Annotated in this window: 18 protein-coding genes and 1 tRNA gene; 8 read left to right on the forward strand and 11 right to left on the reverse strand. The window is 35.6% G+C overall.

Features of this window, described 5'->3' with window-relative positions; translation table 11 throughout:
* The first annotated feature begins 180 nt into the window (after positions 1-180).
* Positions 181-1,365 carry an oxygenase MpaB family protein gene (locus FB551_RS13960; RefSeq protein ID WP_226798695.1) on the forward strand — a complete coding sequence of 395 codons (1,185 nt, stop codon included), beginning with the start codon at positions 181-183 and terminating at the stop codon, positions 1,363-1,365.
* A gap of 305 nt (positions 1,366-1,670) precedes the next feature.
* Positions 1,671-2,672 carry a recombinase RecA gene (gene recA, locus FB551_RS13965; protein WP_034694853.1) on the forward strand — a complete coding sequence of 334 codons (1,002 nt, stop codon included), beginning with the start codon at positions 1,671-1,673 and terminating at the stop codon, positions 2,670-2,672.
* A 272-nt stretch (positions 2,673-2,944) separates the two neighbouring features.
* Here recA and FB551_RS13970 read toward each other — a convergent pair whose 3' ends face one another.
* Positions 2,945-4,378 (reverse strand): hypothetical protein, encoded by a 1,434-nt coding sequence (locus tag FB551_RS13970; protein ID WP_142017915.1) that lies wholly within the window; start codon positions 4,376-4,378, stop codon positions 2,945-2,947.
* 141 nt (positions 4,379-4,519) lie between these two features.
* Positions 4,520-7,414: an alpha/beta hydrolase family protein gene (locus FB551_RS13975; protein WP_142017916.1), complete on the reverse strand. Its 2,895-nt coding sequence runs from the start codon at positions 7,412-7,414 to the stop codon at positions 4,520-4,522.
* A gap of 152 nt (positions 7,415-7,566) precedes the next feature.
* Between FB551_RS13975 and htpG the strand changes: the two genes are divergently transcribed.
* Positions 7,567-9,459, forward strand: a complete 1,893-nt coding sequence (gene htpG / locus FB551_RS13980; RefSeq protein WP_142018117.1) for a molecular chaperone HtpG — start codon at positions 7,567-7,569, stop codon at positions 9,457-9,459.
* A 539-nt stretch (positions 9,460-9,998) separates the two neighbouring features.
* Positions 9,999-10,391 (forward strand): helix-turn-helix transcriptional regulator, encoded by a 393-nt coding sequence (locus FB551_RS13985; protein ID WP_047435112.1) that lies wholly within the window; start codon positions 9,999-10,001, stop codon positions 10,389-10,391.
* Positions 10,392-10,672: 281 nt separating this feature from the next.
* On the opposite strand, the gene FB551_RS13990 is transcribed toward FB551_RS13985, so the two are convergent.
* The gene (locus tag FB551_RS13990; RefSeq protein WP_034697384.1) at positions 10,673-10,969 is read right to left on the reverse strand and encodes an MGMT family protein; all 297 of its coding nucleotides are present in this window, start codon (positions 10,967-10,969) and stop codon (positions 10,673-10,675) included.
* An 88-nt stretch (positions 10,970-11,057) separates the two neighbouring features.
* Here FB551_RS13990 and FB551_RS23305 point away from each other — a divergent pair, with 88 nt between their 5' ends.
* Positions 11,058-11,204: a hypothetical protein gene (locus tag FB551_RS23305; RefSeq protein WP_167497854.1), complete on the forward strand. Its 147-nt coding sequence runs from the start codon at positions 11,058-11,060 to the stop codon at positions 11,202-11,204.
* Positions 11,205-11,629: 425 nt separating this feature from the next.
* Here FB551_RS23305 and FB551_RS13995 read toward each other — a convergent pair whose 3' ends face one another.
* The 5 genes from FB551_RS13995 to FB551_RS14015 all read right to left on the reverse strand — a co-directional run bounded on the left by FB551_RS13995 (position 11,630) and on the right by FB551_RS14015 (position 15,753).
* Positions 11,630-12,601: a deoxyhypusine synthase family protein gene (locus FB551_RS13995; protein ID WP_034673009.1), complete on the reverse strand. Its 972-nt coding sequence runs from the start codon at positions 12,599-12,601 to the stop codon at positions 11,630-11,632.
* Between the two features lie 333 nt (positions 12,602-12,934).
* On the reverse strand, positions 12,935-13,315 hold the full coding sequence (locus FB551_RS14000) for a GreA/GreB family elongation factor (RefSeq protein ID WP_047435119.1): 381 nt from the start codon (positions 13,313-13,315) through the stop codon (positions 12,935-12,937).
* Positions 13,316-13,610: 295 nt separating this feature from the next.
* Complete coding sequence (locus tag FB551_RS14005) at positions 13,611-14,252, reverse strand: hypothetical protein (protein WP_047435121.1); 642 nt, start codon at positions 14,250-14,252, stop codon at positions 13,611-13,613.
* A gap of 49 nt (positions 14,253-14,301) precedes the next feature.
* Positions 14,302-14,694, reverse strand: coding sequence for an alternative ribosome rescue aminoacyl-tRNA hydrolase ArfB (gene arfB / locus FB551_RS14010; RefSeq protein ID WP_142017917.1), 393 nt, complete (start codon positions 14,692-14,694; stop codon positions 14,302-14,304).
* A gap of 30 nt (positions 14,695-14,724) precedes the next feature.
* Entirely contained in the window at positions 14,725-15,753 is a 1,029-nt protein-coding gene (locus FB551_RS14015) for an AMP-binding protein (RefSeq protein WP_142017918.1), read from the reverse strand.
* A gap of 100 nt (positions 15,754-15,853) precedes the next feature.
* On the opposite strand from FB551_RS14015, the gene FB551_RS14020 reads away from it, so the two are divergent.
* Positions 15,854-15,924: transfer RNA gene (locus tag FB551_RS14020), tRNA-Gln, on the forward strand.
* Positions 15,925-16,014: 90 nt separating this feature from the next.
* Positions 16,015-17,553, forward strand: coding sequence for a T9SS type A sorting domain-containing protein (locus FB551_RS14025; RefSeq protein ID WP_142017919.1), 1,539 nt, complete (start codon positions 16,015-16,017; stop codon positions 17,551-17,553).
* A gap of 178 nt (positions 17,554-17,731) precedes the next feature.
* On the opposite strand, the gene FB551_RS14030 is transcribed toward FB551_RS14025, so the two are convergent.
* Both FB551_RS14030 and FB551_RS14035 read right to left on the reverse strand, forming a co-directional pair.
* Positions 17,732-18,364 carry an HdeD family acid-resistance protein gene (locus tag FB551_RS14030; protein WP_047435132.1) on the reverse strand — a complete coding sequence of 211 codons (633 nt, stop codon included), beginning with the start codon at positions 18,362-18,364 and terminating at the stop codon, positions 17,732-17,734.
* A 265-nt stretch (positions 18,365-18,629) separates the two neighbouring features.
* On the reverse strand, positions 18,630-20,048 hold the full coding sequence (locus FB551_RS14035) for an amino acid permease (protein ID WP_142017920.1): 1,419 nt from the start codon (positions 20,046-20,048) through the stop codon (positions 18,630-18,632).
* A gap of 175 nt (positions 20,049-20,223) precedes the next feature.
* Between FB551_RS14035 and FB551_RS14040 the strand changes: the two genes are divergently transcribed.
* Positions 20,224-21,033 carry a hypothetical protein gene (locus tag FB551_RS14040; RefSeq protein WP_142017921.1) on the forward strand — a complete coding sequence of 270 codons (810 nt, stop codon included), beginning with the start codon at positions 20,224-20,226 and terminating at the stop codon, positions 21,031-21,033.
* Between the two features lie 31 nt (positions 21,034-21,064).
* Here FB551_RS14040 and FB551_RS14045 read toward each other — a convergent pair whose 3' ends face one another.
* Positions 21,065-21,358 carry a helix-turn-helix domain-containing protein gene (locus tag FB551_RS14045; protein WP_142017922.1) on the reverse strand — a complete coding sequence of 98 codons (294 nt, stop codon included), beginning with the start codon at positions 21,356-21,358 and terminating at the stop codon, positions 21,065-21,067.
* Positions 21,359-21,369 lie beyond the last annotated feature (11 nt).

Below are 21,369 nucleotides of genomic sequence, written 5' to 3' on the forward strand. Positions count from 1 at the left end.
CTGTTTTTATAATTGAGCTTCCATGGTCATTAGTTTTGTTTTGCACAAAGTTTCAAATTATATAAACACAAGTAAATTACCCGTTTGTGGTATTTCAAGAAAGTTCTTCTTGGATAGCTGACAAATCTCACCAAAACATTTCAGCATAAAACTTGTATTTTTATAGGTAAAGGAATGAACATGATACAACCCCGTTTTAAAGACGCTCCCCACTTCAGAGACTTTTGGGGACATGGCAACGGAAAACAGCTTATTGAATTTTCCGGAGCTGAAGTGAGTTTTGAGCATTTTGAAAAATTTGCGCCCTATTTTCATCATGTGGATGAAACCGGTGACGAGGTGGTAAGAGATGTTTATTTCACTAAAAAATTTCATGAAGCTTCGAAAGAAATCGAGCAATACATCAGAAACGGGGTTTCGGAAACTGATGATGTTCCTGAAAGTGTAAAAAAATTGTTCCGCCAGACCCAAAAAGTTCCTCAATGGCTGGATTATAACCTTCTCAAAAGCGGAGCTGAACTTTGTATGAGAAGCAACCTCGATTCTCTGATCTCGCTGAGAGATTATTGTCTGATCGGTGGTTACGATTATGCTTACCTCAACAAACCGCTTATTGTTACAGAAGCATTGAAGAAAGGTGCTGTGAAACGTCTTTCAGAAACATTGGATTTCTGGGTGAATGCCACCCGCTACAATGCACTGGAAGTTCATGCAAAAGGGTATGAATTTGCTATAAAAACCCGTCTGATTCATTCTTACGCAAGACTTTCTATTAAAAAACATTATAAAGACTGGGATACAGAAAACTGGGGAGAACCTATCAATTCATGGGACATGATGGCAACATATATCGGGTTCAGTCTGGTATTCCTTCATAGCCTTAAAAAATTAGGAAATAGTTTTTCTGTTGAAGAGGAACAGGGAATTTTTCATCTCTGGAAATATGTAGGTTATCTTTTGGGAATTCCGGAGCAGCTTCTTCCTGATGATAAGAAACAGGCAACGGAATATTTTTATTTATGGACTTCTGTTCAGCCGCCTTCGGATAAAGATTCTGTTCTTCTGGCTCATTCTCTGCTGGATGAATCATTGGAAAATCCTATTTTAAAATATGAATTTCAAAGAAAAAATTTGAAATATCTACACGTCTGCTGCACCTGGTTTTTGTTGGATGACGAGGTGTGTAAAAGATTACAAATTCCGGAAGTTCCTTTCAGAAATCTGTTTCCAAAATCTAAAATACTTTTCAACAAAATTTATGACAGTCTTGTAAGCCGCAATGTCAGAATACAAAGAGGAAATAAGGACCAGATGAAAGTACTGGAAGATTATCTTGCCATCACTAAAAACTCAAATTTTCATTAAGGTAATAAGTCAGGAAGCTGGAAGTTTATATTGGACTATAAATCTCACTTAGTAAAAGTAATAGCTAAGTTCAATATATTTTACAGACATCAATAACTCCTTTCTTCCAGCTTCCAGCATCCCAACCTACCTAATAGATCGCAATTTTTTCCATCACCCATACCACATTATGCATCTGCTTCGTTATGAAGGAGATCACTTATAAAATTTTATCATTTTTTAACTCTAAAAACAGCTTTCAGAGACAAATAATATTAGTTTTTGATATATAAATTATGTATTTTTGAGAAATTATTTTAATAGAGATGAGTAACATTGACGATAAGAAAAAAGCACTTGCTTTAGTGCTTGACAAGCTAGATAAAACATATGGAAAGGGAACAGTAATGACTTTAGGTGATGAATCTATAGACAATACTATTGAAGTAATTCCTTCCGGTTCTTTAGGTTTGGATATTGCCTTAGGTATTGGCGGATATCCAAAGGGAAGAATCATTGAAATATATGGTCCGGAATCTTCAGGTAAAACAACATTAACCCTTCATGCTATTGCTGAGGCTCAAAAAGCAGGTGGTATTGCAGCATTCATTGATGCAGAGCACGCTTTCGACAGAACTTATGCTGCAAAATTAGGAATTGATCTTGAAAACCTGATCATTTCTCAGCCAGACAACGGTGAGCAAGCTTTAGAAATTGCAGATAACCTTATCCGTTCAGGAGCTATTGATATCGTTGTCATTGACTCTGTGGCTGCTCTTACCCCAAAAGCAGAAATTGAAGGTGAAATGGGAGATTCTAAAATGGGTCTTCATGCAAGATTAATGTCTCAGGCATTGAGAAAGCTTACAGCTACTATTTCAAGAACAAAATGTACAGTGATTTTCATCAACCAGTTGAGAGAAAAGATTGGTGTTATGTTCGGAAACCCTGAAACGACTACCGGAGGTAATGCTTTGAAGTTCTATGCTTCTGTAAGAATTGATATCAGAAAAGCAAGTGCACCTATCAAACAAGGTGATGAAGCTATCGGTAGCCGTGTGAAAGTGAAAATTGTGAAAAACAAAGTAGCACCTCCTTTCAAGCAGGCAGAATTCGATATCATGTATGGTGAAGGAGTTTCTAAAGTAGGAGAAATTCTTGATACTGCAGTAGATATGGGAATCGTAAAGAAAAGCGGATCTTGGTTCAGCTACGAAGAGACTAAACTAGGTCAGGGACGTGATGCTGTAAAAGATGTTTTAAGAGACAATCCGGATCTTGCTGAAGAATTGGAAGGTAAGATCAAGGAAGAAATGAAAAACAAATAATTTTTCAGAAAAATATAGAAAAGGCAGTCTTAGGACTGCCTTTTTTGTTTCAAATATTTTTTAAAACGCAAAGCTTTTATTTATTCATGGTATAATTTTAGAGAGAGCAAAGGTGGAATCAATTTCATTGACCCTTTTAAGCAAATGTATAATCCCAAAACTTAATCAGCGACAAAGCCGCAACGCTTTGCATCCCTGGAACCAACTTTCGGATCTCATAATTAAAAGAGGTTATTCCGTAGAACAACCTCTTGAATTTTATGTTTTAAAAATTATCCGGCAATTTTACCTTGAAGCTGAAGAGCTCCGGTTACCTTCATTCCTTTTGTAAGCGTTTCCATTCTCATATTCTCTTTGTTCACAAAAGCATCAATGGTAAAGAAATCTTCATTCTCTTCATGGGTGATGAGCTTCAGTTTCAAAATATATCCTTTAACACTTTTATCTTCAAGCAATTCAGTTTCTTTAAAGTCTACAAGCTGAGCAATAAAGTCAAAGCATGCATAATTAGGAAGATCCTGACTTGGGGCATAGGTAGTGAAATCGTCACTCATTTTAGTACCATCAGGTAAATCCGTGTTCGTATGAACGTCAAGGATGAATACAATTCCACTGACATTTACCTTCAGATGAGGCTGTGTCATGTAGGTATTTTTGTTTTCAGCATAATCTGTCGCAAAGAACCAAACCCCAAAAGTTTCTCTGGCAGGTCCTGCTACAATCGCCTGTAAATTCAAGGCATTTTCCCATTCTCTGATGGATCTTGTTTCAAAATCCAGAGTATAATCCGTTTTTACTTCCGGAATGATAATGCTTAGTTCCTCCGTTAAAGTAGTTTTAAATGTTACCCCATTAAATTCTGTTTTGCTCTTCATATCAACTGATGGATCAGAAGATTCAGACTGTGTCAAAATAGCATTAAGATACTGACCGTAATCTTTAGTCTGGAAATTCTGATGACCAAAAATTCCACTCCATGTATTCATCAGGTTATGAACATTCGATTTTCTGATGATGATTCCTGCTTCATTAGTCGTTTCAGGAGCTGCAATTCCTTCCGTATTCTGGAAATAATTTTGTCCGTCAATCAACTGATGATTCATGATTGCATTATTTTCTTCATGAGAAAACTCTGCGAAACCTTTATAAGTGATATTCTGGTTTTCGAAAATATAAGGCAACCCTGTTTTCTTCTTCTGATCACCAGCAAAGTGATAAGCAAGAGAAATTCCCTTGAACTCCCCTTCCTGCATGGCCGGAGTGTGATTACCGTTATGATCAAACTGAGAATGATACAGGATCATATACGATTTAATCTTACCTTCCTGAAGCTCACTTTCAAACTTTTCTTCCATTTTTGCAATTGCCTGCTGTGGAGAAAGTGCATAAGCATCTTCAGTAACCATATATGCAAAGCCTTCTACTTCACCGTTTTCTTTTTCAAAAGCTGAAAGAGGCGTATACTCACCTCTTAGCTGAAGGGCTATAGAATACACGATATAATCATTATAAATCCTGATTTTTCCATATTCTTCACTTACTTTCGGCTCTTCTACCGGCTGCGAAGGGATTTCCGGTATTGTTTCCACAACTTCTTCCGCCACTTCCTCTACTATTTTTTCTTCCGGCATTTCCATTTCCTGAACCGGAGTGCTTACATTTTCCTGACTGTTATTTTTCTTCTTAAAAAAATCAAAGATTCCCATACTGTTATTTATAATTGGCGGTAAATATAATAAAAGTGCTGAACAGGCCCATCATAAAAAAAATGCCATTGTGTCAGTTTCTTTTTCATTGCTTTTATAATAAAAAATTCCGGCGGAGCCTTTGGCTCCGCCGGAATTTTATTAATTAGGCTTATCATCTGTCAGCTCAAATCCCCAATCTTTTCCTTTTTGGGTTGCCGGGATGCCTTTTGTCATCCAGACCGGAGCTTTTGCCCCTTTAAGATAATAATCAAAAAACTGCTGTTCGCGGATTTGAATATCTTTTCTGTTCTGGCGTTTTATAAGGTTATGATCATCACCATTATAATTCAGAAGCCATACGGGTTTTCCGAGACGGCGTAATGCGGTAAACATTTCAATTCCCTGATACCAGGGCACTGCTCCATCTTTATCATTACTCATAATAACTACCGGTGTTTTTACCTGATTAATGGTAAAGAGCGGAGAGTTCTTAATATAAAGATCCGGAGCATCCCACAGATTCTTTCCTAGCCTGCTCTGCGATTTTTCATACTGGAACTGTCTGTTCATTCCGGAAGTCCATCGGATTCCTCCATAGGCAGAAGTCATGTTGACAACAGGAGCACCACTCCATGCTGCGGCATACATATTCGTGTGTGCAATAAGATAGGCTACCTGGTAACCTCCCCAACTTTGTCCCTGAATTCCTATTTTAGTACCATCCACCCAGGAATTTTGCTTTAGCTTTTCAACTCCAGAATTAATGTATTCCATGGCAGATTCTCCCGGGAAACCATCTGTGTAAGAAATATCAGGAGTAAAAACCAGATATCCGTTACTCACAAAATAAGAAATATTTAATCTTGAAGGTGTTGGAGCAGGTGCTACATAACGGTTTAAGTTATCTGAAAGCTTTTCGTAGAAATAAACAATCATCGGATATTTTTTATTCGGATTGAAATCTTCCGGTTTGTATAAAACTCCTGTAGAAGTATTTCCTTTGGGTGTAGTCCAGTTTACCAATTCATCTGTTCCCCAGTTATATTGATTTTGCTGTGGATTGGTATTGCTCAGTTTTTGCTGTTCTGAGAAATCTGATGTTGCAAAAACATTGGGTGAATCTGTGTATGATTCCTTTACCAAAATATATTTCTCAGCATTCTTTGCTTTTTGAAGAGTTCGATACCCCCATACATTTTCCATTTGAATTTTTACAGGGTCAGTGTCTGAGTGAATGGATGTTTTAAAAATTCCGTTCGCCTTGGATGTATTATCAAATGCTGATAAATAAATGGCTGATTTTCTGTTTAAGCTTTTAATATCTTTATCCAGATCATAAGTATCAAATGTTATTTTATGTTTACGTCCGAATCCATTGGTAATATTTCTCGGCTTTTTTGAACCGTTCAGGAAAAACTCCCAAAGATCATAACGGTCTCTGATAATCACAGATTCATCATTATCGGTCCAGGATGCAATACCATAAGAATTTGGAAAATCCGGCATATCAAATTCCTCGTCAACAAAGGAAACAGGTAGGCTGCTATTTAATGGAAGGGTTTGTTTTGTTTTCACATTATAGCTCAGCCACTTTCCTTTTTCTCTGTCAAAGATTACGACAAATTTACCAAGCGGAGATACAGCTGCTGCTCCATTCAGATTTTGAATAATTTCAGTTCTGTCTCCCGTTTTATTATCAATCAGGAAATACGTTTTCTTTGTAGCGCCTTCCCATTGTGAAGAAATACGGTTGTTCAAGCTTGTAATACCAAGTGCAAATTCAGCATTCCCTTCATTTACCAAGCGTAAAGTGTCCAAGTCTTCTCCATCAATATTTCTGAAGAAATCCGGTTTTTCTGTTTGCATTACTGCAGCATATGATTTCTTCAGGTCATTTTTCAATTCTTTTAGCTGTACCGTTTGCAGATAATCATCTCTATAGTTCCACACATCTACTACAGCATGGTCATTCGCAATCATTGCTGTATCTTTTGCAACAGGTTTGGGAGCAACACCGAAATACAGCTGTTTCCCATTTTTACTGAACAGAGGCAACCGATTTTCAGAAATCACCCAATTTTTTTTCATCTGAGCATTTTCATTGGTAACAATTTCTTTTTTGTTTCCTTTAAAATTAAAGTAATACAGCTGATACAGTTTTACCAGGTCATTCTGTGCAGAAGAAGTTCCCACATAAGCCAATTGACTTCCTTCTTCATCAAAAGACAACTGCGAAAAATCGCCTTCCATTTCAGAAATTTTATTTACAGTTCCTTTTTGCAGATCAACTACCTGCACGGTTTGAAATGCATATTTTTTCGGCTTTGACTTGTCTGTATCTTTTTTATCTGCAGATTTTTCATCTGCTGAGTCTTTCCCTTCTTTCTTATCTTTTTTCTCGTCTGGCTTTTTTGTCACAAAAACAAGCTGCTTCCCATTTTTACTGAACTCATAACGTACCACATTATCATAGGTTGTACTTTTTCCATCCAATAAATTTCGTACTACCAATTGTAATGGTTTTACATTTTTGTCCTCATCTTTGCTTTCGTCTCCATCATCTTTATCAGCATTGTCATCTGCAGATTTATCCTTTGTATTTTCAAGAAGATAAGCAACGTAGGAACCTGCCTTTTCAGGAATTTTAAATCCTTTTACATTAGGAATCTTCTCTGTTTTATCATTGAAGAAATCAACGATAGCAAGGCTGTCTTTCGTTAATTTATTTTTCTTCAGTTTTTTATCTTTTACTGCTTTTATATCTTTATACTGCGGACGGATCTGAAAAACAGCAAATCTGGAATCATTGGTAAAGTCCACTTTTGCAGCTCTTGCAAACTTTTTTGTGGTCTTATTTTTAACGGAATATAAAGAAAGCTCAGAATTTCCTTCCTGAGCATCTACCGAATAGGCAATCCATTTTCCATCATTTGAGATTTTTCTTGATCCTATATTCTGCCAACTGTCATAAACAGAGTGATCTAAAGGCTTCTTCTGCCCATATACCCAGGAGGCCATGATGAGCAGAATAAAAACTGTACATTTCAACTTCATTTTTAAAATATTTTAAGAATTAAAAGTAAGATATTTCTTTGACAAAATCATACGACAAGACCACATCAGGTTGAAAAAATGTCATTCTGTCACTTTCTTCTTCATGGTATTTTTTTTGAGAAGTATTTTGAACAATTAAAATATAAAATATGATGACTAAAGGAAATATTAATGTATCTGTGGAAAACATTTTCCCCCTTATTAAAAAATTTCTTTACAGTGACCACGAAATATTCTTAAGAGAATTGATTTCCAATGCTACTGATGCTACTTTAAAATTAAAACATTTAACAAGCATTGGTGAAGCAAAAGTAGAGTACGGAAATCCGAAACTTGAAGTTAAAATTGATAAAGACCAGAAAACTTTACGCATCATTGACCAGGGTATTGGGATGACGGCTGAAGAAGTTGAAAAATACATCAACCAGGTTGCTTTCTCAGGAGCTGAAGAGTTTCTGGAAAAATATAAGGATTCTGCTAAAGATTCAGGGATTATCGGACATTTCGGTCTTGGATTTTACTCTGCATTTATGGTGGCAGAAAAGGTAGAAATTCTTACAAAATCTTATAAAGATGAGCCGGCAGTACGTTGGATTTGTGACGGAAGTCCGGAATTTACACTTGAGGAAACTACCGATAAAACTGACAGAGGAACAGAAATTATTCTTCATATTGCTGAAGATTCGGTAGAGTTTTTAGAAGAAACAAAAATCCGTGAACTGTTATTAAAGTATAACAAATTTATGCCTGTTCCGATTAAATTCGGGACAAAAACACATACACTTCCATTACCGGAAGATGCTCCGGAGGATGCGGTAGCTGAAACGGAAGAGGTAGACAATATTATCAACAATCCGGTACCAGCATGGACAATCGCTCCAAGCGAACTAACCAATGAGGATTATATGAAGTTCTATCATGAACTGTATCCAATGCAGTTTGAAGAACCATTATTCAACATCCACCTGAATGTTGATTATCCTTTCAATCTTACCGGAATTCTGTTCTTTCCTAAGTTGAGCAACAACCTGAATATCGACAAAGATAAAATTCAATTATATCAAAACCAGGTATTCGTAACGGATGAAGTAAAAGGGATCGTTCCGGACTTCCTGATGCTTCTGAGAGGAGTTATTGATTCTCCGGATATTCCATTGAACGTTTCCCGTTCTTATCTTCAGGCAGATGGTGCGGTAAAGAAAATTTCATCTTACATCACGAAAAAAGTAGCCGACAAAATGGCTTCTTTAATCAATGAAAACCGTGAAGACTATGAGAAAAAATGGAACGACATTAAAATCGTAATCGAGTACGGAATCATTACTGAAGAGAAATTTGCTGAAAAGGCAGACAAATTCACATTGTATCCTACAACCGACGGTAAATATTTCCTTTGGGATGAACTGGTAGAAAAAATAAAGCCAAGCCAAACCGATAAAGATAACAAACTGGTTGTATTGTATGCTACCAATGCTGATGAGCAGCACAGCTACATCCAGTCTGCAAGAGATAAAGGATATGAAGTTCTGTTATTAGACTCTCCTATCATTTCACACGTGATTCAGAAACTGGAAGCTTCAAAAGAAAATATTTCATTTGCAAGAGTAGATGCTGATCATGTTAATAACCTTATCAAAAAAGACGAGCCGGTAATTTCAAAACTGAATGAAACGGAAAAAGAGTCATTAAAAAAGAATGTAGAAGAAGCTATTCAGGATTCTAAATTTACGGTTCAGCTTGAAGACCTTGACAGCAATGATGCTCCGTTCACCATTACCCAGCCTGAATTCATGAGAAGAATGAAGGAAATGCAGGCTACAGGTGGAGGCGGCATGTTTGGAATGGGCGGTTTCCCGGAGATGTACAATCTTGTGGTGAACTCCAACAGCGAGCTTTCCAATCAGATCTTAAAAACTGAGAATACTGAAGAGAAAGAAAACTTAATCAAATATGCGCTGGATCTTGCCAAGCTTTCACAAAACTTACTGAAAGGAAAAGACCTGACAGATTTTATACAGAGAAGCTATAAGCAACTGGAAAAATAATATAAAAAAGACTGTTTCATTTTGAAGCAGTCTTTTTTTATCTGAAGAAAGGTTGGAAAAACGCAGAGGCACTATTTTTTTGAATACTATGTATTGTAAGGCTCAAGGATTTTATCCCCGATAAAACTGCAGGCTGTGTTTTTATTCTTTATCTCGCTGATTTGCTGATTACGCAGATAATAAAAATCTGTGCAATTCGTGTGATCTGCGGGAATATTTTAATAAAGATTAAGCTCCCGTCCTTGCTGAAAATCTAATATTGAGCGAAGTCGGAATGTTCTTGTTCATTAAATTTTCATAATGAATAAAAACCTTATAGGTTTAAATACCTACTCTTACCAACAATCTTTGATCAATCGGAAGTTATTGCGAAATAAATGGCTAGTACGAAGAAAATTTTCAACAATTACATAGGATAATATTTGTGTTTTTAAGTCTGGCTTCCTTTTATCTTTAATCTTATTCTTTATCACATATTTTTTTCTACTTTTTATTGTATAGCTTCTGCTTTTTTGCCATTTTTGTATAAAATGTCGGTCATGCAAAAAGAAAAATTACGCGTCATCAGAAAGCAAAAAGGCTACACTCAACAGCAGGTAGCTGACTTTATAGCAACGGATGTATCCAATTACAGCAGAAAAGAAAGTGGTGATGTAAGGATCGTAAAAGATGAATGGGACAAGCTTGCCCGTTTTCTGGATGTACCTTTTGAGGACATTTATGAAGAGGATGAACCTGCAGTAATTATCAATAATGATCACCCTGTATTTAATGACAGGTCATCTTCTGCTGGTGTAATTACCAACCAGAATAACTATGATAATATTCCGGGGGCTATTATTGAAAACTTACAAAACTATATCGCTCTGTTAAAAGAAGAAAACGAAAAGCTTAAAGAAGAACTGAAAGGTCTGCCGAGAGGAAGAAAATAAGACAGTTGAAACTTTAAAAATATTGGTGTCACTCCTATTCAGTTATGGAGTGACATTTTTTTGTGATGGAAATATTGATGCAAGAATTTCCGACACAAGTACTTAATGATTCGAATCTTTTATTTCAGGAGGCGAAGAGGTGCGACTTTGTCGCTGATGAAGCTTTGTGATGAATGATACGTTCGCTTAGAAAGAATCAATTTCATTGATTCTGCCTTTGCTCCCTCAAAAATATTACAGTTTATAAATAAAAACTTTGCGTTACAAAAATACTTTGAAATTTACAATTCCTCCAACGGATCCCAGAACAGCTTTTTGAAATTTTTTATTCTAAGATTTTCCACAGTGATTCCTTCAGCTTCCAGCTTAGGCTGAAACTCCGGAACAGACAGAACTCCTGAACTGGAAATTACCCGATGAGCAGGAACATCCTTAGGACATCCTCCCATTGCTTTTCCCACATGTCTGGAATGATTTGGATAGCCAACTGCTTTTGCGATGGCGCCATACGTAGAAACTCTTCCTTTGGGAATAAGCCTTGCCACTTCGTAGACCTGTTGTTTGAAAATTTCGTCCATATCAATTAACTGTTTTAGCAGACTATCTTTTTTTGCATCATTTTTGAACTCTCTTAAGCTCAATGATGTTTCATTAAAAGATAAAGATATGAAAAAATCATTTTTCAGGCTGTTGAATGCCGTTAATAAAAAGGTGCTACCGAAGCTGAGTACTAAAGATCCTAATCATCTGACCAAGATTGAAAAGGGAATTCTGGCGTATCGTTATTTTGTGCTGGTGAATTCTTTGGATTGATTTTATTTTCCCACAGATTGCACAGATTTTCACAAATGCTTATGTATTATATCTTTTGGAAAACGCAAAAGTGCTTGTTCTTTGAAACGGCTAATACGACATAGTTTTATCTCTCGCAGATTACGCAGATCGTAAAAATCTGTGCAATTCGTGGGATCTGTGGGAATACTGTATACCAATTTTTAACCATTAAGAAAATGAAGATGGGAAGAATCATTAAGTTTCATCTTTGATGAAAAGTAAAGCATGCGGATAAATAAAATAGCTTTAGCTATTTCTCTTAATACCCTTTAAAACTTAAATAATCTTAATGGTTCAAATTATTTTAGTTTTCAAAACAATTCTATTTTTACATCCTAAAAATAAAAAAGCGCTTCAAATGAATTGAAGCGCTGGTATTTTAATCTCTTTTGAGAATTTTGTTCTTAGTTTTCTAAGATATAAGAGAACATCAATGGTGCACAGATGGTTGCATCACTTTCAACGATAAATTTCGGTGTAGTGATATCCAGTTTACCCCAAGTGATTTTTTCATTTGGCACTGCTCCTGAGTATGAACCGTAAGAGGTTGTAGAGTCAGAAATCTGGCAGAAATAAGACCAGAAAGGAATATCATGCATTTCCATATCCTGATATAGCATTGGTACTACACAGATAGGAAAATCTCCTGCGATACCTCCACCAATCTGGAAGAACCCAACTCCTTTTCCTCCTGAATTTTTAGTATACCAGTCGGCAAGGTAAGTCATATATTCGATTCCTGATTTCATTGTAGTCGCTTTAAGCTCTCCTTTGATGCAGTAAGAAGCGAAGATGTTACCCATTGTAGAATCTTCCCATCCCGGTACTACGATTGGTAGGTTAGCTTCTGCAGCAGCAATCATCCAGGAGTTTTCTCTAGGAATTTCGTAGTACTGCTCCAATACTCCTGAAAGGATCATTTTGTACATGAATTCGTGAGGGAAATATCTTTCTCCTTTAGCTTCTGCATCTTTCCAGATCTCTACGATATGTTTTTGTAATCTTCTGAAAGCTTCTTCTTCAGGGATACAAGTATCTGTAACTCTGTTCAGACCTCTTTCCAAAAGATCCCACTCATCCTGAGCTGTTAAATCTCTATAATGAGGAACTCTTTCATAGTGAGAGTGTGCTACAAGGTTCATTAAATCTTCTTCAAGGTTAGCCCCTGTACAAGAGATGAAATCTACTTTTCCCTGACGGATCATTTCAGCAAGAATCTTCCCTAATTCAGCAGTAGACATTGCTCCTGCCAAAGTAATCATCATTTTTCCGCCATCTTTAAGATGTGCAACATATCCTTTAGAAGCATCCACCAATGCAGCTGCGTTGAAGTGCAGGTAATACTTTTCTATGAATTCAGTTATCGGTTTGCTCATTTTTTTAATTTTTGCAAAGATAAAACTTAAAAACGGAATGCAGCGAAAGCACCTGAAGAAAGTGTAACAGAGAAGTCTTTTTTTATCATTTGTTAAATTAAGAAGGTATCATTTTCTCACAGATCACACAGATTTTTATATGATCTGCAAAATCAACGTGAGATCACTTATACAGTATAAAATTTTATCGAAGATAAAATCCTTGCGTCTTACAACTATTTAGTATTTAAAAAATTTGCACCCTTGCGTTTTCCAACACATTACTATAAAAAAGCGCGACCCATACGAGCCACGCTTTCACTAACAATCAACTTACTAATATTCTTCAAAGATTTATCCTTCCCAGGCTTCCACTTTCAGGATTTCGATTTTTCTTTCTCCGTCTCGGAAAGGCCAGTTAATAACATCTCCTACTCTATATCCTACTACTGCAAGAGCAATATCAGACAGGATGGAATGTTTATTCTTTTTAAGTTTTGCTTTGGTAGACGGCACAAAAATATACTCGTGTTCAAAATCTAAGGTATGGTCTTTTAATGTTACTTTTCTTTCTACCGTTACAATATCAGCAGGAAGATCTCTTCTCCGCACTTGCTTTGCATTTCTAAGCTCTTCAGTTAATCTTTTCTCTTCCCCGATACTCACTTTTTTTCTTCTAAGGGTATCTTTTATAGCATCATAAATTCCGGTTGTTACAATAATATGATTAGACATTTTTCATTTTTTTAAATTAAAATGCAGTTATTCTCTGACGATCCAATATAGAATACAGACGTATGACAGTCTTCTTCTCCGGAAAACTGCAAAAAAGCAATATATATAAAAGTCGGAATGAGTCCCTGTCTTGGATCCTGACAGGGCTTAAATAATGAAGTCCTTAGAACTTTTCAGAAAAGAATCTGTGTGTAGATAAAGTAAAGACAGCAGCAATCCTGACCGGCGGTATTCTGCAGATAAAAAGATTGTTGCTGTCATTATCAATTATTATTAATTCTAACAAAGATACTGCTTAAAAACGGAATGTAGCGGCTGCACTTAAAGAAACTCTATGTAAACCTTCTTTCTGATCATCATCAAATTTATAAGTCACACCGTTATACTTCATTTTACTCAAGGTTCCGCCACTTAAACCTACTTTTGGTCCTATCATAAAATTCTTGCTTACCTGATATTGATATCCAAGGTCCACTTCTGCCCCAAAAGTACTTCCTGTGCCTTTTACAGATCCTGTTTTTGTAGTATAAGACATGACTCCCAATGCTACATCTGCAAATACCTTATGTCTTGTATCCAGATGATTATTTGAAATAAGTCCGGAGAAACCGAAAAATGTAATATGATCTTTTGTCGTTACAGGAACGGATACTGGTGTTCCATTTACATAACCAAGCAGAAATCCGTCACTGGACGCACTGTAGTTGGAGTATTTTACTCCGAACGCAAGGCCGTTCTTCACTTCATAATGGGCAGCAACATCAATGTTCAACCCATTTTTCAGGTCTTTTACATATTCTTTTTCTTCTTTACTAAGTCCGGAAACTGTTTTTGCAGTTCTCCATGCGTACCCCACTGAAGGTCTGATAGAAAATTTCTGAGCGAAAGACATGATGGAGATTGAAAAAACTCCAATTAAGATTATTTTTTTTATCATGGTTTTAAAAGTTTCCGGCAAAAATAAAATTTTCTACCGGAGAAACCAATTAAAACCTGAAACGTCTGCTTTCTTTTTTATCTGAAAGCTTTTTCTTGTTATCCAGTCTTTTTTGTTTCTGTCCTTTTGAAGGCTTGGTGGCCGTTCTTTTTTTGGGAACAATGAGAGCTTTGTTTACCATTTCAAGTATTTTTTCAATGGCTTTATTTTTATTCATCAGCTGGGTTCTGCTTTCCGAAACTGAAAGGAATAAAAAACCCTCTGCATTGATTCTGTTTTTCAGTTTATGCTGAATCAATGTTTTTTCATCTTCATTGAAAAATTCTGATGCATCTACTTTCCAAAGTACGGTAACAGCAGTCTCCACTTTATTGACGTTTTGTCCTCCTGCGCCGCTGCTGCGGGAAGTTTTGAAGCTGAGTTCTTTTGAAAAGTCTTTCATTGTTTTAAGATTTTGAGATACCGGAATCCACTAGAGATCTCTATTTAAATTTTTATATAATTCTAATCTGTTTACCTTCCCGTTGGGAGTTCTCGGAATTTCTCTGATGAAAATAATTTCTTTTGGCCTGTGGAAATTTTTCTCAAATGGAATTTCTGAAATTTTCCTTTTCACCTCATCAGATTCATTTCCTTCTATAATTAATATCAATTTCTGGCCCAAACTTTCATCCGGCAGTCCCATAAACACGGCTTCGTTTGTGAGTTCTTTTTTAACTAAAGCTTCAAGGGTTTCCGGGAAAATTTTTGCACCTCCGGAGTTTATTACATTATCAATCCTTCCAAGGAATTTAAACTGCTTTTCATTCTTAATATCAACTAAATCATTAGTTTGCAGTTCTTCACCATTTACATTGGGAGCGAAGATCTTCAGGCATCCTCTGCCATCTAAAGAGATGGTTACATTTTCAAAAACGGTGAAATAATCTTCCTGCTCCGGCATCAATTGTTTTAAGCCAATATGGGAAAGGGTTTCAGACATCCCATAGGTTTCAAAAATACGGTTTGAAGGACTAAGGTTCATCTGCAGAATTTTATTTTTCAGGCTTTCTGAAACAGCAGCACCACCAATGATGAGGTTTTTTATCAGGTGAAGCTTTTCCAGTGAATTTTCTACCTGAAGGGGTGTCATAGCACAAAAATCTATTTCTTCATCCAGATTTTCAACAGGTTGTAAAGATGGCTCGGTAATTTTTAATCGTAATTTTCTTTCTATAGAACGAACGATCATCATTTTCCCGGAGATATATTCCACAGGGAGACAGAGTAATGCGGTATCACCTTCCTTTAATCCCAAAAAATTACAGGTCATTACAGCAGAGTTGACCATTTTCTTTTTTTCAATTTCAAAAATTTTTGGTACTCCCGTGGAACCAGAAGTCTGGACGTTTACTCCTGTTTTTTCCGAAAACCATTCTTCCAGAAAAATTTTCACTTTCTTTTCAAATTCAGTATCGAATGATAATTGATTAATTTTGAGATTATTGAAGTCTATCAGCATATTTTCCGTAAATAAATTCTACAGTAAATTTAAAAAAAAATTCAAAAAGTTCTTGTATATAAAGAAAAAAGCTGTAAATTTGCACCACTAAAACAAACAGAGACTCATGGTGTAGCGGTAACACTACTGATTTTGGTTCAGTCATCTGGGGTTCGAATCCCTGTGAGTCTACAAACCATCCTTTTTTAAGGATGGTTTTTGTTTTTATTACTATCTTTTATTTTTGGGTAAAATCAGAATAAACAATTTAAAACTATAACTATGAAAAAACATTATTTCCTATTATTTTCTATTGTCACCATTTTTTTGAATGCACAAAGCGTTAGTTTAGATCCTACCTTTGGAAATGGCGGCTATTGTATGTTTGACAATTTCGATTTGATGTCTGATGCTGTATTGCTTCCGGATGGGCAGTTCATTACTGCAACATCAACCGGTGCTATCACCATCAGAAAGGTAAACCAGGTCGGGGTTCTGGATACGTCTTTTGGAACAAAAAACCATAATATGGATACCAGTACCATTGATAAAAGTGAATCTGTCAAAAGAATGATTTTAAACAATAATAAAATATTGATCTATGGAAGGGTAAACGCTACGCCAACTCACAGCTTATATGATTGGTTTTTAACCAGAATTAATCTGGACGGGTCTCTGGACACCAGCTTTGGTACCAATGGTTTTACGACTCAATCTGTGGGTCAAAATGGTACAGTAAGTGACTTTGCAGTAGATCAGAATGGCAACAGCTACCTTCTTGTTTCCAACATGGGTTCTTATATGGTAAAAGTAAACCAGAATGGTGTAATTGATAATAATTTCGGCACCAATGGAAAGTTATCGCTTACTACGTTTTATCCTAAACAATTCTACATACAAAATGACGGAAAACTGGTAATGGCAGGAACCAAAACCAATACATTAACTTACACTGAAGACTCTTACATTGAAAGAAGACTGCCTGATGGCACGTACGATTCTACATTTGGTACTAATGGTTCTGTTTTTATTCCTGATACGCAAGGTTCTGTTGCCAGAAATTTTGAATATAATTATACTGATAATTCCATCTTAGTGCTGCATAGTAAAAATACTATATATGGGGGGACTTTCTTTTTGTCTAAAATTCAGATTTCAGATGGCGCCTCTGTTTCCGGATTTTCCAATAACGGAAGAACACCTGATTATAGCTTTACCACTGCAAAGCAATTGTCATTGGGACAAATTACCGTATTACCCAATTCAAAAATAATAGTGACCGGAGGTATAACGAATATGTACAATGGTACCCCGAATCTTATTGCACAATTATTTGTAACCAGACTGAATGCTAACGGAACTGTAGACTATACTACTACAAGTGCGGGCTTTCAATATTTTATGGCAGCACCTCCTACGACTTCGTTAAGGGCCGATTATATTCATAAATTGTTTAATCTGAATGATGGTTCACTTGTGCTTTGTTATTCCGGAGGCAGTGTAACACATGGTGATAAATCTTTTTTAACGAAGCTTAACAGCGGTTTTCTGGGACTGAATGACGTTTCTGTTCAAGATCACAGTAATACTTTTACCCTTTATCCTAATCCGGCTGGGGATCATATTATCCTACAAAGTAAAAAACAGGGTAATGAAAGTTTTGAGTACAGTATTTTTGATATGTCCGGGAAAAAAATTCAGAGTGGTTCTTCGATCTTCAATGAAAAAATCAATATTCAGAGATTAGAAAAAGGAAATTACATGATCCGGTTTGGGACTAAAAAAGGAGACAGGCAATCTTTAAAATTAATAAAGAAATAAAAGCAATATAACCTTTTAGATATTAAAAAACTGCATTGGAAAAAGTAAGAATTATCTTTTATAAGTGATAATACTCCTGGAACCAGTTCTATTCAAAATTTGAGTTTTCAGACATAAATGCTTGATTCAAAAAAAGACCTCTATTCGAGGCCTTTTTTTGTTTATAATGTAAATTGTGTTATTTTTTAAGTTCATCAATTTCTTCCTGGATAGACTTAATTTTATCCCTTAATTCCTGGCTTACCCTTCCTGGAATTTTTTTAATTTTTCTCAGATCTAAAGCCAGCATAATGGAAGCTATTCCCATGAAAATGAAAGCAACCCCGGTAAGAGTAACTAATGATAATCCTGTAAATACCGGATTAAATATCAGCAGTAGAGCAAATATAATTCCTCCGACACTGGCAAGGGCAACATTTCCCCAGCTCATTATTCTCATGCTTTTCAGGTCAAATGCGAAGCCCAGTAATTGAAATGAGCGGAACAACAAGGTAAATCCAATCACAAACGGAAGTACTGTCATGGAAATCTGAGGGTTTGCAACTAGGTAAACGCCTATTGCGGTTGTTAATAATCCGCTTACAAGAAACCAGCCCCAGCCCTGCAGGGATTTACTGTTTTGTAAGGAAAAAAATATTTCGGTAATTCCCGAAAATAAAAAAGAAACACTGAAAAAAATGGAGAGTGTAACATAGGTTGCCAGAGGCACACTGAATACATAAAAACCACAGATAAGGAAAAGAATTCCGAAGATTAATGGAATATACCAATGTTTTACGGTATTGGTAAGGGTTTGAAATAAATTGGCCATAAGTGTCTTTTTTGGTCATGCCTACTTTTTTGTAACGGTTTTCGGCTTCTCCGCAGGTATTTCAAACAGATTATAATTTTCACCTGAATTTGAAATATAACCTCTTACTAATGTACGAAAAATACAGGAAAATATGAAATACACATCCAATGATTTTTATCTGTTCCTTTATTTGGAAAGTACCTTAAAAGATTCTTAGTAACAAAGAGGTGAAAATCATTTGATTTTCACCTCTCCAAAACATGTATAGATCTCTTTTAAATTTTTATTTCGGCTTGTACAATTTATACATCACGAACAAAAAGCCAATCCATATCGGAATCAGAATTACCTGAATTTCCATTCCTGTGATGCTCATCAGTCCTAAGATCAGGATCAAGAATGCAATACAGATATAATTGGATATCGGATAAAATATAGATGGAAATTTGGATTGAACTCCCTCTGCATTTATTGATTTTTTAAACTTTAAATGGGTGTAGCATATCATCAGCCAGTTGATAATCAACGTAGATACCACTAAAGCCATCAGGTATTCAAAAGCTTTTTCCGGTACCAGTTTATTGATAATAATACAGATCCCTGCAAAGCACGAAGATATAATGATCGCATTGGTAGGAACAGAATTTTTGTTCAGTTTTTTCAGAAATTTTGGAGCATTTCCCTGCTGAGCCAATCCGAAAAGCATTCTGCTGTTACTATATACACTACTGTTGTACACTGATAAAGCAGCAGTCAAAACAATAAGGTTAAGAATATTTGCAATTAATGTATTGAACTGAATTACTTTACCAAAAAGGCTGAATTCAAGACCATTCAGGTTTTGAAACACCATAACAAACGGGCTTGATCCTTCTGTAATATCTCTCCATGGGCTTAATGAAAACAGGATTACCAAAGCACCTACATAGAAAATAAGAATTCTGTAGATCACCTGATTGGTAGCCTGCGGAATTGTTTTTTCAGGGTTCTTTGCTTCTGCCGCTGTAATTCCGATAAGCTCAAGTCCACCGAAAGAGAACATGATCATCGCCATTGCTGCAAACAATCCTGAATATCCGTTCTCTGTTTTATTAAATAATCCTTTGGGAAAAAAACCTCCATCATTCCAAAGGTTAGTGATCGTTGCTTTTTCTCCTCCTGTACCGCTTATTAAAAGATATACCCCGAAAATAATCATTGCAATAATGGCCACTACTTTGATGATGGAAAACCAGAATTCTGTTTCTCCATACACCTTTACGGAAGCGAGGTTAAGTGCATTGATTACCACAAAGAAGAATAAACTGGAAACCCAGAGTGGTATTTCCGGCCACCAAAAATGAATATAATGTCCGATTGCGGTAAGTTCCGCCATACTTACCAGAATATAGAGAATCCAGTAGTTCCATCCGGAGGCAAATCCCGGAAAATTTCCCCAATATTTGTAGGCAAAGTAGCTAAAACTTCCCGAAACGGGTTCCTGAACTACCATTTCTCCCAGCTGACGCATAATAAAAAAGGCAATAATTCCTGCTAAAGCATAGCCTAAGATTACAGAGGGTCCTGCCAGTACGGCAGCGGGCCCAATTCCCAGAAATAACCCTGTTCCTATGGCTCCTCCAAGGGCAATTAATTGTATGTGTCGATTTGTTAATCCTCTAACTAAAGTCTCGTTTTGTCCTGTTTTATTTTCGTTGCTCATTGAATGAATTATTCGGTCGCTAAATATATAAAAACTTTTCAGAGAAATTCACATTCTATGGGGTAAAACCCATAATGAAATATTTACTCCACCAAAATTTTTGTCTACAAATATTTAAATTCAATCATATCATATTTGTTAGAAATATCTTTAAATTGGTAAACAAAATAACACTATGAAAAATATACCAGATGACAATGATTTCTTTAATGGAAAAAATCTGACGCGTTTTATTGTATTATTTGCAATATTCATTATAATTTTATTATCATACATATATATTGCATCACATCTGAATTGGGGATTTAACATGAACGATAAAAACCAAATCGGGGATGCAATTGGAGGAATATCTGCTCCCTTCATTGGAATAACTACATGTATTTTAACATTCATTGCATTCTATGTACAGTATGACTTTAATAAAAAACAATCAACATTCATAAAAAAACAGCATGTCAACGATTTTGTAGCAGAATTCAATCAAACTTTTAACTTAATTAAAACTAACAACCACATATCTGATACAATGACAGTTATGGAAATTAATAATATAATCAATGAATTTATTGAAAGTTTTACTGAAGAAAAAATTGAATTAATAAGGAAGGAAGGCGGACTCAATATTAATATAATATTAAACTTACTAAACGCTAAAGGTTTATATTATATTACCCAAATGGATAAATGGTTTATGTATTATAACCCTTGCAGGAAATTCATTATCTTCATAGATATCCTAATACGTGAGATCTCCCAACTTGGAATAAGCGAAGAAGAGCAATTAAATATTATAAACAATTTTATAATAAAATTTGAAATTGCAACTACGCCTGAAATAATCAACTTCCTAACTTATAATGTTTTGATAACCAACACAAACGTAATTAAGAATAAAGACTTTATAATTAAGAGCCTACAACAGCATTATGGTGTAAATAAAGCAATATTTAACATCTATAAACAGATTCATAATGTTCATTAATATCTGCTATTAATCTTAACTTTATCATTAATTAAAGGTATTCTTTCGGAATGGAAATATCATTTTTTTTCATGTATTCCAGGAGATTTTGGTATTTATCTTCATAGCCATCAGTTCCACACTTATGGGAAATACTACAGATGTCAGATGGCTTGATGTCTAAAATATCGGATATTTTAGTCAGTATTTCCAGATTGATCTTCACCTTGGAATTCTCAATATCGGAATACGCCTTTTGGGAAATGCCCATTTCAAAAGCCATGTATTCCTGTGTAAGATCTCTGCTCCTACGTATTTTCCTGATATTTTGTCCACATACTTTCATCGTTTTTGTTT

It is taken from the genome of Chryseobacterium aquifrigidense (assembly GCF_006716485.1).
Lineage (GTDB): Bacteria > Bacteroidota > Bacteroidia > Flavobacteriales > Weeksellaceae > Chryseobacterium > Chryseobacterium vietnamense.